Annotated in this window: 10 protein-coding genes; 6 read left to right on the top strand and 4 right to left on the bottom strand. The window is 70.5% G+C overall.

Annotation, left to right across the window (positions count from 1 at the left end; genetic code table 11):
• Positions 1-7: 7 nt before the first annotated feature.
• From OG302_RS05475 to OG302_RS05460, 4 genes are all read left to right on the top strand, one after another.
• Positions 8-1,399 (top strand): helix-turn-helix domain-containing protein, encoded by a 1,392-nt coding sequence (locus OG302_RS05475; RefSeq protein WP_371525680.1) that lies wholly within the window; start codon positions 8-10, stop codon positions 1,397-1,399.
• A 213-nt stretch (positions 1,400-1,612) separates the two neighbouring features.
• On the top strand, positions 1,613-2,110 hold the full coding sequence (locus OG302_RS05470) for a hypothetical protein (RefSeq protein WP_371525679.1): 498 nt from the start codon (positions 1,613-1,615) through the stop codon (positions 2,108-2,110).
• A gap of 78 nt (positions 2,111-2,188) precedes the next feature.
• Positions 2,189-2,605, top strand: coding sequence for a hypothetical protein (locus OG302_RS05465; RefSeq protein ID WP_371525678.1), 417 nt, complete (start codon positions 2,189-2,191; stop codon positions 2,603-2,605).
• 54 nt (positions 2,606-2,659) lie between these two features.
• On the top strand, positions 2,660-3,046 hold the full coding sequence (locus tag OG302_RS05460; RefSeq protein WP_361831174.1) for a PPOX class F420-dependent oxidoreductase: 387 nt from the start codon (positions 2,660-2,662) through the stop codon (positions 3,044-3,046).
• 26 nt (positions 3,047-3,072) lie between these two features.
• On the opposite strand, the gene OG302_RS05455 is transcribed toward OG302_RS05460, so the two are convergent.
• Together OG302_RS05455 and OG302_RS05450 are read right to left on the bottom strand one after the other, a co-directional pair.
• Positions 3,073-4,101, bottom strand: a complete 1,029-nt coding sequence (locus OG302_RS05455; RefSeq protein ID WP_371525677.1) for a tetratricopeptide repeat protein — start codon at positions 4,099-4,101, stop codon at positions 3,073-3,075.
• 179 nt (positions 4,102-4,280) lie between these two features.
• Positions 4,281-5,495 (bottom strand): hypothetical protein, encoded by a 1,215-nt coding sequence (locus tag OG302_RS05450; RefSeq protein ID WP_371525676.1) that lies wholly within the window; start codon positions 5,493-5,495, stop codon positions 4,281-4,283.
• A 392-nt stretch (positions 5,496-5,887) separates the two neighbouring features.
• Between OG302_RS05450 and OG302_RS05445 the strand changes: the two genes are divergently transcribed.
• A complete protein-coding gene (locus OG302_RS05445; protein WP_371525675.1) occupies positions 5,888-8,116 on the top strand; it encodes an MMPL family transporter in 2,229 nt (742 codons plus the stop codon).
• A gap of 105 nt (positions 8,117-8,221) precedes the next feature.
• On the opposite strand, the gene OG302_RS05440 is transcribed toward OG302_RS05445, so the two are convergent.
• Both OG302_RS05440 and OG302_RS05435 read right to left on the bottom strand, forming a co-directional pair.
• Entirely contained in the window at positions 8,222-9,196 is a 975-nt protein-coding gene (locus OG302_RS05440) for a DUF3048 domain-containing protein (protein WP_371525674.1), read from the bottom strand.
• A 182-nt stretch (positions 9,197-9,378) separates the two neighbouring features.
• A complete protein-coding gene (locus tag OG302_RS05435; RefSeq protein ID WP_371525673.1) occupies positions 9,379-10,524 on the bottom strand; it encodes a S1 family peptidase in 1,146 nt (381 codons plus the stop codon).
• 329 nt (positions 10,525-10,853) lie between these two features.
• Between OG302_RS05435 and OG302_RS05430 the strand changes: the two genes are divergently transcribed.
• Complete coding sequence (locus OG302_RS05430) at positions 10,854-12,815, top strand: M13 family metallopeptidase (RefSeq protein ID WP_371525672.1); 1,962 nt, start codon at positions 10,854-10,856, stop codon at positions 12,813-12,815.
• Positions 12,816-12,869: the final 54 nt, after the last annotated feature.

Raw genomic sequence — 12,869 nt, 5'->3', positions numbered from 1 at the left:
GGGAGAGATGACGGAGAAGGGATCCGGCGGCGCACCGCTGAACGAGCCCGCGACGATCGGGCGCCGCGTCCTGCGGCTGCGTACGGAACTCGGGCTCACCCAGAGGCAGTTGGCCGAGCCCGCGTACACGCCCGCCTACGTCTCCACGCTGGAGTCGGGCAAGGTGCGGCCGTCCGAGGCCGCCCTCCGGCACCTGGCCCAGCGGCTCGGCGTCACCCCGGAGGAGCTCGCGACGGGACGCCCGGCCCGCCTCGCCGCCGAGCTGCGCCTGCGCCTCACCGACGCGCGGCGCGCCCTGGCCACCGGATCCCCCGAGGACGCCGCCGCCCTCTTCCGCGCGCTGCGCGCCGAAGCCGTCGAGCACGCCCTGCCGGGGGAGGAGGCAGCCGCGCTCCTCGGTCTCGGTGACTGCCTCCTCGAATCCGGCGACCTCGACGACGCGCACACGTGCTTCGCCTCGGTGGAGCGACTGCTCGCCGACGAGCCGCTCCCGCGCCGCGTCCCCGCCATCCGGGGTCGCGCCAACGCGCACCGCCTCATGGGCGAACTCCGTTATGCCTGCCATCTGTTGGAGACCGCGCTCGACCAGCTCAACGCCGCGGGCCTGCACGACCCCGACGCGCTGCTCCTCCTCTACTCGGCATCCATCGCCCCGTACATGGACATGGGCGCACACGAGCGCGCCGCACACGCCGCCGAACTGGCTCTCGCGCTGGCGCCGCGCGTGGACGATCCCGCCCTGCTCGCCGGGATGCACCGCGGGGTCGCCCGTACGCTCATCGCCCAGGGCCGGATCGCCGAGGCCGACGCGTCGCTGGCCAGGGCCCAGGATCTCTACCAGCAGCTGCACATCCGCACCGAACTCGCCCACTGCCACTGGATGCGGGGCTATGTGCACGCCCAGGACGGCGACCTGGAACGCGCCGAGAGCGAACTGCGCACCGCGCACGCCATGCTCACCGCCAAGCGGGCCGCGCTCTACGCCGAGCAGGTCGAGGTGGAACTCGCGGACGTCCTGCGCAGGCGCGGCGACACCAGGGAGGCCGAGGCGCTGCTGAGACCGCTGCTGGCCGCGGGCACGGAGTCCACGGAGGTCCCGGCGCTGCGGGCCGGGCGCAGTGCGGTGCACATGGGCGCCGCGCACCGGCTGCTCGGCCTCATCGCGGAGGAGTGCGCTGACACGGAGGCCGCCGAGGAGCACTACCGCGCCGCCCTGCCGCTGCTCGAACGCGCGGGCGCGGCCGGGGACGTGGCCGACCTGTGCTGCCTCCTCGGTGATCTGCTCCGGCGCACGGGACGGACGGAAGCCGCCCTGGACACCTACCGCACCGGCCTCGCCCACCGGGCCACCCCGGGCACGACGACGCTGGGACCCGCGCCCGCGCCACCGCCGATGTGAGGGCCGCCGGGCCGTAATCGAGGCGCTTCGGGCCTCACCCCGAGAGGCCGCGGCACTTCCCCTTCCCTTTCTTGGGCAACCTGATGTCCCCGCATGTCCGATCACCTGCTAAAAATACGGTCGGCACAGGGACATGAACGCCCTTGTGCGAACGCATGGCATCAATCTGAAAGTTGGACCCGCAAGGGTCGCAGGGGGAGAGGTATCAGCCTGATGAACCGCATACGTACGACCGCAGCAGTCCTGGGCACGGCAGGAGCCCTTACGGCCGCTCAGCTCGGCCTGGCCGGATCCGCATCGGCGGTGGACGCACCGAAGGCACCGAAGGGTGCGGCTGCCTCGGCACGGAGCGCGGCCTGCCCGATCGACATCGTCTACACCTCCCGGTTCCAGATCACCCCGGACAAGAAGGTGAAGGGCGGCCTCTACTTCGGACTCAAGAACAAGAGCACCAAGAGCTTCAAGAAGGTCACCTTCACCGTCACGAACGTCAAGAACATCCGCTTCGGCACGGCGAAGGCGAAGGGCGGCAAGGTCACGCACAGGACCTCGAAGACCGTCTCGGTCTACGACAACAACCTGAAGGGCAAGGCCAGCCTCGGTGTCAGGGTCGCGACGACCCTGAAGAACACCAGGACGTACAAGGTGAAGTTCGCGGTCCGCGGCACCGGCTGGAACTGCTCCGTCGACCAAGGCACCTGGGGCGCCTGACCCTCACGCACCACGCGCCCGCGGGACCCGGCCCGGCCCGGTTCCCGCGGGCGCACCGCGTCCCGGTACGGTCTGCTGATGCCGCGCAGCGAGAAGAAGCCCCGACGTCTCGTCGTCGAGGGGGAGGTCTTCCTCTGGTCCGTGAGCCACACCCACCGCGTGCCGCCCGGTGGAGGCTACGAAGACTGCTGCGAAGTCCTCGCCGTCCGGCGGTTCCAGGCACGGGGGCGGCTCCGCATTCTCTTCCGGGACGGTGCCGGCAGGCTCGTGCCCGATGGCTTTCTGCACTCCGGGGCGGTCGGCACCACGGAGAGCGGCGACTTCCTGAACCTGCACGAACCCGGCACCGCCAGGGCGCTGCTCGACGCGGCGATGGCTCACGGGTGGCATCCCGATGAGCCGTCGGAGCGGGAGCTGGACGGCTGGGTCTTCTTCGAAGCCGTGGCCGCCCGCGTCCGTGACTCGCCCGCGCGGAGCGAGCGTGATCGCGAGTAACATCCGCACCGTCGGGGGTCGTGGTTGAGTCAACAAGATGTCTGGAGCGGTCAAGTGGACGAGGTGGCGAAGCCCGGGCTCGGCGCCGGGAAGTACCTGCTGGTCAGCAGCTACCGCAAGAACGGCACCGCGGTGCCGACCCCCGTCTGGGTCGTCGAGGACGGCGACGCGCTGGGCATCTGGACGGTCACGGACTCCTGGAAGGTCAAGCGGATCCGCAATCGCGCCGATGTCCTGATCGGCCCCTGCGACCTGCGGGGCAACCCCACCGGCGAACAGGTCCCCGCCACCGCGGAGATCTGTGATCCCGAGGTGACGGCGCATTACCGCACCCTCATCGTGCGCAAGTACGGCCTGATCGGCCGCCTCACCCTGCTCGGCAGCAAGCTCCGGCGCGGCACCAGCGGGACGATCGGGATCCGCATCACGCCGACGGAGTGACACCCCGGGGCCTCGACGCCCCGGCGTCACGTCATGCTGAACTCCGCGACCGTCTCGTTCCGGAATTCGATCGCCGCCTCCCGCGCCTGCCGCAGCCCGATACGCGCGAAGTCCCCTTCGAGCTCGGCGAGTTCGGCGAGTGTCTCGCTCCGGTCGCGGCCGAGCCGGGCGCGCGACTTGACCAGGCCGAGCCGGGACAGGGCCACCCCGCGCGGCTCCCGCATGGCGTCGAACTCCTCCAGGGCGACGGCGTACATCTCGCGGGCGGCGGCGTAACTCCCGTGCCGGTACAGGACATTGCCGCGCATCTTGTGGTTGTACGCGAGCGCGCTCGCCAGATCCATGGCGCGGCAGATGACCTCCGCCTCGGAGAGCAGGTCGAGGGCCTTCTCCGTCTCGCCCCGCAGTGACAGGACATCGGCGACTCCGCGCAGCGACCAGGCGCGCCCCCGCGCGTCCTGGGCGTGGGCCGAGATCCTGACGCACTCCTCGAACAGCTCTAACGCCTCGGCGTAGTCGCCGGTGTTGCGCCGCATCTGGGCGATGCCGGACATCGCCCACACCATGTGCCGTGCCTCGCCGTGTGCCCGGCCCTGCTCCAGGAGCTGCTCGTGGAGGGCGGCCACCGCCGCGTAGTCCCCCTGGATGCGCCCCGTCTCGGCGAGCCCGGCGAGCGCGTAACCGTGCGCGAGCCGCTCGCCGCTGTCGGAGGCAAGCTCGACGCCCCAGGTCAGCAGCCGTCGGGCGAGCCGCAGCTGGCCGCACTGGCGGGCGAGCGTGCCGCCGCTCCACAGGGCCCAGGCCATGGCGCCCGCGTCCCCCGCGACGCGTGCGCTGCGGTAGCTCTGCCGCCAGGCGGAGCCCGCCTCGTCCACCTGGCCGAGGCGCCGGTTGGCCTCGGCCAGGGCGAGGGCTGCGCGCGCCCTCTCCAGTGCGGTGTCCGCCTGGGAGAGGGCGCGGTCCGCCGCCGTCAGCACCTCCTCGTAGGAGGAGTTCACCCCGAGTGACGCGCCCAACTCGCCCTGATATTCGGGCGCGAATGCCTTGCCGTGCATAGATTCATGACCTCTCGATCAACTCCGTACGTCGGTCTCCGTACGTTGATCAAGAAGCTACGAGCCAGGCGGGGTGCGGCGAATCCCTCCGCATGTGGGTCATGCCGTACGACTCCAGGGCTACGGACAGGGCCATGGTCATCATCGGGATGTACGGGAGAGCGGAGGGTCCGCGATCGTCAGCCGGCGTCCGGGGTGGCGTCCTGCGCGGCGGTGGCCGTGTCGTCGAAGACGGGCATGTCGTCGAAGACGGCGACGGCGTCAGCAGCCGCGGTGACGGTGGCGGCGGCCGTGGCAGTAGCAGTGGCGGAACCGGCGGCAGCCGAACCCGCCGTCGCCGACTGCAGCGCCGTGATGCACGCGGCGATCGACTTCTGCAGCTCCTCCAGGCGCAGCAGCATGTCGTCCTCGTAGATGTCGTCGACCTCGGCGTCGTCGAAGGTCAGCTCCTCGAAGACCTTCGTCGCCTTCTGCAGGCTGCTGTAGAACTTCGCGCGGCGCTCCTGCACCCGCAGCTGCGGGTCGCTCTGGACGGTCTGGGCGACCAGGTCCTTCACGGTGTCGTACGCCTCGCGGGCCCACTCGCCGGAGTCCTCGCCGTCGTCCAGCTCGTCGATGAGGGAAAGGTGGCGCTCGGCCTCCTCCTTCAGCTCGGCGGGCGCGTCGATCAGCTGGCCCGCCGGCGTCTTGACCTGCCCCTTGTCGACGATCTGGCGGACGTAGTCGACGCGGTCGCCCGCCTTGGCCTCGGCCGCGACCGCCTTCTTGAGGTCATCGGCCCGCACGATGTCCCGGACGAGCTCGGTGCGCAGCGCCGGGTCGTCGTCGAGCCGGTCCATCAGCGCGCGCCGCGCCGCCTCGGCGGTCCCGGGGTCGGCGAGGATCGCGGCCCGCAGCGCGGTGGGGTTCTCCGCGACCTCCAGGGCCTTGGTGGGGCGGATGCCCTCGGCCTCGGCGGCCTCCGTGATCGCGGTGCCGCGCGGGGAGAGGGCGCTGGAGCGGGACGCGTAGTACGTCAACCAGACGTCGGAGTCGGGAAGTTCGATGTCCTCGCCGGGCGTGAGCGCCTCGAAGTGGGGTACGAGGCCGTCGTCAGCGGCCTTGTCCCACGCTTTGTAGTAGCGCATGACGCGCTCGGCGGAGCAGCCGGCCAGCTCGCTGAACTCCTTCGCCGAGACCTTCGGCGTCTCGTCGGCACCCTGTCCGCCGGGGCGCACGCTGCGCGCCACCTTCAGGGCGAAGGCCCAGCCGCCGGTCCGCGCGTAGGCACCGAACTCGCGGGCGTCCCGGGCCACCGCCTCGGGCACGTCGGCCGACGTGCCCGAGGCGGGGTCGTCCACGGAGGTGTCGTCGGACGAGTCGGCGGCTTCAGACGGCGCGATGGCAAGAGTCACGAAGGTTCTCCTGGATGGTGATGACAAGTATCTGAGAGCTGACTCGACACCTTATCTCTCCTATTGAGGTGGTATGAGGGCGAGTTGTTCTGTGGTGAACAGGTGTCCCACGGTACGGAGGCGAAGCCTCCGGTGATCGCCGGTCGGATGTGGGGTCTACACATCCTGACCACATCTCCTCCCCGAGGATGACCCAGCGTGCACGGCACTACAGCGGCCGTGGGCCGATAGTCCGACTCTGAGTCTGACTTCCGGGCCGGTTCCCGCCCGGACTATGGAGGGGAAACCTGCTGATCGCCCTGACGTGCACTGATGTGACGACGGGGAGTCGCCTCTGCCTTGCCTGTCCCTGCCTGTTCCGCCTGCCGATTCCCGACGGGAGCCCTTTCGCCGTGGCTACGTTCCTCTACAAACTGGGCCGCCTCGCCTTCCGGCGACGCCGCTATGTGGCACTGATGTGGGTGGTGCTGCTGGCCGGCGTCGGTTTCTCCGCGTCCGCCGCACCCGCACCGCCCGAAGACTCCTTCTCCATGCCGGGGACCGAGTCCCAGAAGGCTTTCGACCTCCTCGACGAGAAGTTCCCCGCGGCCAGCGCCGAAGGCGCCACCGCCCGCGTCGTCATCCGCGCCCCCGACGGGGAGAAGCTGACCCAGTCCGGCCCCAAGGCCGACGTCGAGAAGCTGGTCAAGACCCTGGGCGCAGGACCGCAGGTCGCCGAGGTCGCCGACCCGTACAAGGCGAAAGCCGTCAGCAAGGACGGCACCACCGCGTACGCGTCCGTCACGTACAAGGTCGCCGCCACCGAGCTGACCGACAAGGCGCGTGACGCGCTCACCAAGGCCACCGACGACACCCGCAAGACGGGCTTCACCGTCGAGACCGGCGGCGACGCCGTCATGGCCGAGCAGGAGATGGGCGGCTCCGCCGAGCTCATCGGCATCGCGGTCTCCGCGGTCGTCCTGATCATCACCTTCGGGTCGATGGTCGCCGCGGGCATGCCGCTCCTCACCGCCATCATCGGCGTGGGCATCGGCGTCTCGGGCATCGCGGCCCTGGGCAGCGTCCTCGATCTCTCCTCCACCACCTCGACGCTCGCGATGATGATCGGCCTCGCCGTCGGCATCGACTACGCCCTGTTCATCGTCTCCCGCTACCGGGCGGAGATCACCGACGGCCGGGAGCCGGAGGAGGCCGCGGGCCGGGCCACCGGAACCGCCGGATCCGCCGTGGTGTTCGCCGGACTCACCGTCATCGTCGCGCTGTCCGGCCTCGCGATCGTCAACATCCCGATCCTCACCAAGATGGGCCTGGCCGCGGCCGGCACGGTCGCCGTCGCCGTCCTCATCGCGCTCACCATGATCCCCGCGCTGCTCGGCTTCGCGGGCAAGAAGGTGCTGCGCCGCAAGGACCGCAAGAAGCCCGCGAGTGAACTGCGCGACCCGAACGCCAAGCCGAAGCTGGGCACCCGCTGGGCACGCTTCGTGCTGCGCCGCCCGGTCCCGGTCCTGCTGCTCGCCGTTGTGGGCCTCGGTGCGGTCGCCGTACCGGCCACCAGCCTGGAGCTCGGCCTGCCCGACGAGGGCACGTCGGCGCCGGACACCACGCAGCGCAAGGCGTACGACATGCTGTCCGAGTCCTTCGGGGCCGGCTTCAACGGCCCGCTGATGGTCACCGTCGACACCGACAAGGACAAGGGAGCGGCCGCCGCGGCCGGCACCGTCGGCAAGGAGATCGCCAAGATCGACGGCGTCGCCGCCGTCACGCCGGCGAACGGCAACAAGTCCGACGACACCGCGATCTTCAACGTCGTACCGGAGACCGGTCCCAGCGACCACAAGACCGAGGGCATCGTCAAGGAGATCCGCTCGACCGTCGACGGCCTCGGCGACAAGACGGGCTCCGAGGTCCTGGTCACCGGTGCGACCGCCATGACCATCGACTTCTCGCAGACCCTGGACGATGCGCTCCTGCCCTACCTGGGACTCGTCGTCGGCCTGGCCTTCCTGCTCCTGATGCTGGTCTTCCGCTCGGTCCTCGTGCCGCTCAAGGCGGCGCTCGGCTTCCTCCTGTCGGTGGCCGCCGCGCTCGGCGCCGTCGTCGCGGTCTTCCAGTGGGGCTGGCTCGCCGACATCGTGGGCGTGGACCAGCCGGGCCCGATCATGAGCATGATGCCGATCTTCATGATCGGCGTGGTCTTCGGTCTCGCCATGGACTACGAGGTCTTCCTCGTGACCCGCATGCGTGAGGCGTACGTCCACGGGGCGCGCCCCGGCGAGGCCGTCGTCACCGGCTTCACACACGGCGGACGGGTCGTCGCCGCCGCGGCGGTCATCATGATCAGCGTCTTCTCCGGCTTCATCATGGAGAACGACGACATGATCAAGATGATGGGCTTCGGCCTGGCCATCGCCGTCCTGTTCGACGCCTTCGTCGTCCGCATGGCGATCGTCCCGGCCGTGCTCGCCCTGCTCGGCAAGAAGGCGTGGTGGCTGCCGAAGTGGCTGGACCGCGCGCTGCCGAACGTCGACGTCGAGGGGGAGAAGCTGCACAAGCAGCTCGGCGACTACCCCACGGCGCACCAGGAGGACCCGGAAAGGGAGCTCGAGTCCGTACGCGGCTGAGCATCTGACGCTCCGTGCGGAGCACCCCCGTCGGCCCGGTGACCGAACACGGTCACCGGGCCGACGCCTGTTAGGGGCCTGTCAGGGGCCTTCGGCCGGGGTGGCTCAGCGGTCCGCGAAGACCATCCAGACCTGCCCGGGAGCGAAGGGCATCCGCCGGCCGTTGGAGAGCGTGAACGACGTGCCGCCCTCGGGACTCGACCGCTTCCAGTGGGTCCGGTACGCCTTGCCGCCCCGAAGGACGGTCGCCCTGCCGCTGCCGACCGTCTTGATGTACGGCGTCGCCGCGCCGTTGACATCCTTGTAGCGCGACGGCGGCATGTCCACGTGCTGGATCACGATCGTCCTCGCCCCGAGGCGCGCCCCCGAGGTGCTGCGGGCCGGTGCCCCGTCGAAGGACGCGAGCCAGCGGTGCTCCTGGGGCGACCAGCTGAAGGTGTGGCTGGCCGAGGAGTAGCGGACGGTCCGCACCGATGCGGGAGTGCCGCCTTCCGGGGCCGGGCCGAAGCGGAAGCCGATGTCGGTGGGGTGGTCGGCCCGCGGGGCCGAGCGCAGCAGGGCCTGGGGGCGGACGAAGAGGTTGTGCGGGGCCGGGCGGTTGCCGTCGCGGAAGTAGGCGCTGGGGACACGGCCGTGCGGGCGGACGTACAGCGGTGACTGCTTGAGCATCTTGTGGAGCGAACTGCGCACCCCCGAGTAGGCGAGTGCCGGGCGGCCGAACTGCCGCAGCAGCTCGACGTCGGACTCCCGTGCGCTGCGCACCGGGCCGACGGCCTGGGGGAGGCGGCTCGAGTACACGCCCATGAGGCGGCTCATGCCGCCCTCGACCTTCTCCACGTAGACGATGTCCGCCTGTGCCAGACCGGTGTGCGGCCGGGCCATGCGCGCGTTGTCGAACTTCACCGCGAGCACCGGGCCCTGGTCCGCCCTCGTTCCGGTGAAGGGCGACCGCTCCAGCGGCGGGGCCCCGGCGTCCGCCGGTGCGCCCGGGAGTGCGGCTCCCGTCGTGAGCGCGCCCACGGCGACCGTGACAAGAAGACGCGTGCCGATGCGGGCGCGGCTGCGGGCCCTAGCAGTCATCGTGGTTCTCCGTTCGTCCCCGAACGCGTGGTCCCGGGACCGGTTCGTTCCTGGCAGTGGCAGCCGCAGTCCTTCCTCCGGGGCGCGTGCGGTGAACCCGGTTAGGGCCATACAGGCGCCAGGACTCACCGCAGCGGCGTACGCGCCGGACCCTCTCGCGGGCCCGGCGCGGTCCGGCGCCGTCAGGCGGTGTGCAGGGTCAGCCCGTAGCGCCCGAGGATCTCGTTGACCGGCTGGTGCCAGGTCTCACCGCCGCCGCTGCAGTTGCCCCAGCCGCCAGAGGTGACGCCCTGGGCCTGGTCGCCGCTGATGAACGAGCCGCCGGAGTCGCCGGGTTCGGCGCAGACGCTCGTCTTGGTCATCTGGTGGACGGCGCCCTGGCTGTAGTTGACGGTCTCGTTCTTGGCGAGCACGGTGCCGCAGTGCCAGTGCGTGGTGGAGCCGGAGCGGCAGATCGACGCACCCACGGGTGCCTCCGCCGAGCCGCGGACGAGCTGGTCGGAGACGGTGCCCCAGCCGAGCACCACCGGGACGGTCCACCAGCCGTTGCCCACGCTGACGTACGCGTAGTCGTTGTCGGGGAACGAGGAGCCCTGGAAGTTGCCGATGGGCGAGTTGTCCCAGCCGCGCACCGCGGCGCCCGCCTGCCCGCAGTGGCCCGCCGTGACGAACCCGCCGTGCACCGAGAAGCCGATGGAACAGCGGACGTTGCCGGTGTAGTACGGGTCGCCGCCCACGGTGCCCGCGGCGAAGGTGCTGGGAGCCTTGCCGACCGTCTCGACCTGGACGGGACCGGCCTTCCGGGCCCGGTCGACGAACCGGCGGACATCGTTGTCGTCCTTCTGAGCAGCGACGACGTTCACCACTATCTTGTTGCTGCGCGGCGCCACGTGCCAGCTGCTGACGCCCTTGGGCGCGGACAGGGAGTCGATGCGCTTCTTGGCGGCGTCCAGTTCCTTCGCGCTGTGGCGGACCACGCGGACGGTGGCGCCGGTCTCGCGCAGGGCGTCGGTCCTGCCCGCGCTGGTGGTGGCGACGGTCAGCTTGCCGGTGTCGGCGTCGTACCAGGATCCGGCGTACGTGGATCCGGCCGCCCGCTGCGCCGCGCGGTCGACGCGGGTCGCGTTCTTCTCGGCGGCGAGGCGGGCGCGCGCCTGGCTCGCGGTGAGTCCGAGGTCGTCCTGCAGGGCGGTGAGCATGCCCGCGGATGCCGGGGGAGCGGCGGGTGCGGGGGCGGCGATCGCGGTGGGGGCGAGCGAGGCACTCGCCCAGGTGCCGGCCAGAAGCAAGGAGGAGAAGGCGATGCGGACTCCGGTTCTGCGTCTCACGGCAGGGCCCTTTCTGTCGTTCCATCGGGGTGGGGAGGAACAGGGGGGATGAGAGCGCTCTCACGATGAGTTCAGGCGGAGCATAAGAGCGGCTCGGCAGTCATGTCCATACCAACTGGGAGTCATCCGGAGGCAATTGGAGCCAAAAGACAGCAGCCGGGTGGTGTTCACCGACACGCCCGCGTGCCCGGGTGGCCGACGGTGACACGGTGACGGCGCGGCAGCTGCGGGAGTGCGTCGGCGGCTGAGGACGGCGGGGACCGGCCGGGGCGCGATCGGCGGTCGCAAGCCGATCGTGTTCGGCCACGCTGTCCGCGTAGGGTGCGTGAATGAGCATGCTGGATGACGCCCGCACGGGCATGAACCCCGAGATCCGGCCGCAGGACGACCTGTTCGGCCACGTCAACGGTCACTGGCTGGAGCACGAGCCGATCCCCGAGGATCGCTCCAGCTGGGGCCCCTTTGTGCAGCTGGTCGACACGGCCGAGGAACAAGTGAAGGCGATCATCCAGGAGCTGGCGTCGGCCGCGACGTCCGGTGCGGTCCCGGATGACGCCCGCAAGATCGCCACGCTGTACGCCTCCTTCATGGACGAGGAGACGATCGCCGCCCGCGGGCTCGCCCCGGTACAGCCCCTGATCGACGAGGTCGCGGGGCTCCGGGACACCCGCGAGCTCGCGGCGTTCCTCGGCCGCTTCGAGCGGATCGGCGGCTCCGGTCTCTTCGGCTCGTACATCGACTCGGACGACCGGGACTCCGACCGCTACCTCTTCAACATCCTCCAGGGCGGGCTCGGCCTGCCCGACGAGTCGTACTACCGCGAGGAGAAGTTCGCCGAGATCCGCGAGAAGTACCTCGCCCACCTCACCGAGCTGCTCACGCTGGGGCAGCACGCCTCGCCCGCCGAGGCCGCGCAGACGGTCCTCGCCCTGGAGACGCGGCTCGCCGCCGGCCACTGGGAGCGGGCCGAGACGCGTGACGTCCAGAAGACGTACAACCTCACCACCCTGCACGAACTGATCACCCTGGCGCCGCACTTCGACTGGCGCGCCTTCGCCGAGGGGCTCGGCGGCTCGGACGCCACGATCGCCGAGACGTGCGTCCGCCAGCCGTCCTACTTCCGTCACCTGTCCGCGGTCCTCGACGAGGTGCCGATCGAGCAGTGGCGGGACTGGACGCTCGTCCGGGTGCTGCGCTCCAGCGCGCCTTACCTCACGGACCCCTTCGTCCGGAACAACTTCGAGTTCTACGGCCGCACCCTCAACGGCACCCCGGAGCTGCGCGCCCGGTGGAAGCGGGCGGTCGCCTTCGTCGAGGGCTCCATCGGTGAGGCCGTCGGCAAGGAGTACGTGGCACGGCACTTCCCGCCGAGCTCCAAGGCGATGATGGACGACCTCGTCGGCAACCTCCTCGAGGCCTACCGCCAGTCGATCGCCCGTCTGGACTGGATGACGGACGAGACGAAGGAGCGTGCGTACGAGAAGCTCGCCACGTTCCGTCCCAAGATCGGCTACCCGGACACGTTCCGCGACTACTCGGCGCTCCAGGTCTCCGACGACGACCTGCTCGGCAACGCGCACGCGGCAGCCGCCTTCGAGTCCGACCGGCAGCTCGCCAAGATCGGTGCGCCGGTCGACCGCGACGAGTGGTTCATGCTGCCGCAGACGGTCAACGCGTACTACAACCCGGGCACCAACGAGATCTGCTTCCCCGCGGGCATCCTGCAGAAGCCGTTCTTCTCGCCCGACGCCGACCCCGCGGAGAACTACGGCGGCATCGGCTCGGTCATCGGCCACGAGATCGGCCACGGCTTCGACGACCAGGGCGCGCAGTACGACGGCGCGGGCAACCTCAACGACTGGTGGACCGCGGCCGACAAGACGGCGTTCGAGGCGAAGTCGAAGGCACTGGTCAAGCAGTACGACGCGTTCTCGCCCCGCAACCTCCCCGGCGAGTTCGTCAACGGCTCGCTCACGGTCGGCGAGAACATCGGCGACCTGGGCGGGCTGACCATCGGGCACACGGCGTACAAGATCGCGCTCGACGGCGCCCCGATGCCGGAGAGCGACGGCACGACCGGCTCCCAGCGGCTCTTCATGAACTGGGCCTACTGCTGGCGCACCAAGCGCCGCAAGGAGCAGGAGCAGCAGTACCTCACCATCGACCCGCACTCGCCGCCGGAGTTCCGGGCCAACATCGTCCGAAACCTCGACGAGTTCCATGAGGCGTTCGGGACGGCGGAGGGCGACGGGCTCTGGCTTGACCCGGCGGAGCGCGTCAGGATCTGGTGACCTGATCTCCCCAGGGGCGGTCGCGGCACTGCGCCGTGGCCGCCCCGATCTGTT

The sequence above is a fragment of the Streptomyces sp. NBC_01283 genome, from assembly GCF_041435335.1.
Classification (GTDB): Bacteria; Actinomycetota; Actinomycetes; order Streptomycetales; family Streptomycetaceae; genus Streptomyces.
Note: the sequence above shows the minus strand (reverse complement) of the source record. Positions and strands in the feature narration are given on the sequence as shown.

What these genes read in the sequence shown, in the direction of transcription:
- OG302_RS05475 (WP_371525680.1), top strand. Translation starts at nt 8, where the DNA reads ATGACGGAGAAGGGATCCGGCGGCGCACCGCTGAACGAGCCCGCGACG.
- OG302_RS05470 (WP_371525679.1), top strand. Translation starts at nt 1,613, where the DNA reads ATGAACCGCATACGTACGACCGCAGCAGTCCTGGGCACGGCAGGAGCC.
- OG302_RS05465 (WP_371525678.1), top strand. Translation starts at nt 2,189, where the DNA reads ATGCCGCGCAGCGAGAAGAAGCCCCGACGTCTCGTCGTCGAGGGGGAG.
- OG302_RS05455 (WP_371525677.1), bottom strand. Translation starts at nt 4,101, where the DNA reads ATGCACGGCAAGGCATTCGCGCCCGAATATCAGGGCGAGTTGGGCGCG.
- OG302_RS05440 (WP_371525674.1), bottom strand. Translation starts at nt 9,196, where the DNA reads ATGACTGCTAGGGCCCGCAGCCGCGCCCGCATCGGCACGCGTCTTCTT.
- OG302_RS05430 (WP_371525672.1), top strand. Translation starts at nt 10,854, where the DNA reads ATGAGCATGCTGGATGACGCCCGCACGGGCATGAACCCCGAGATCCGG.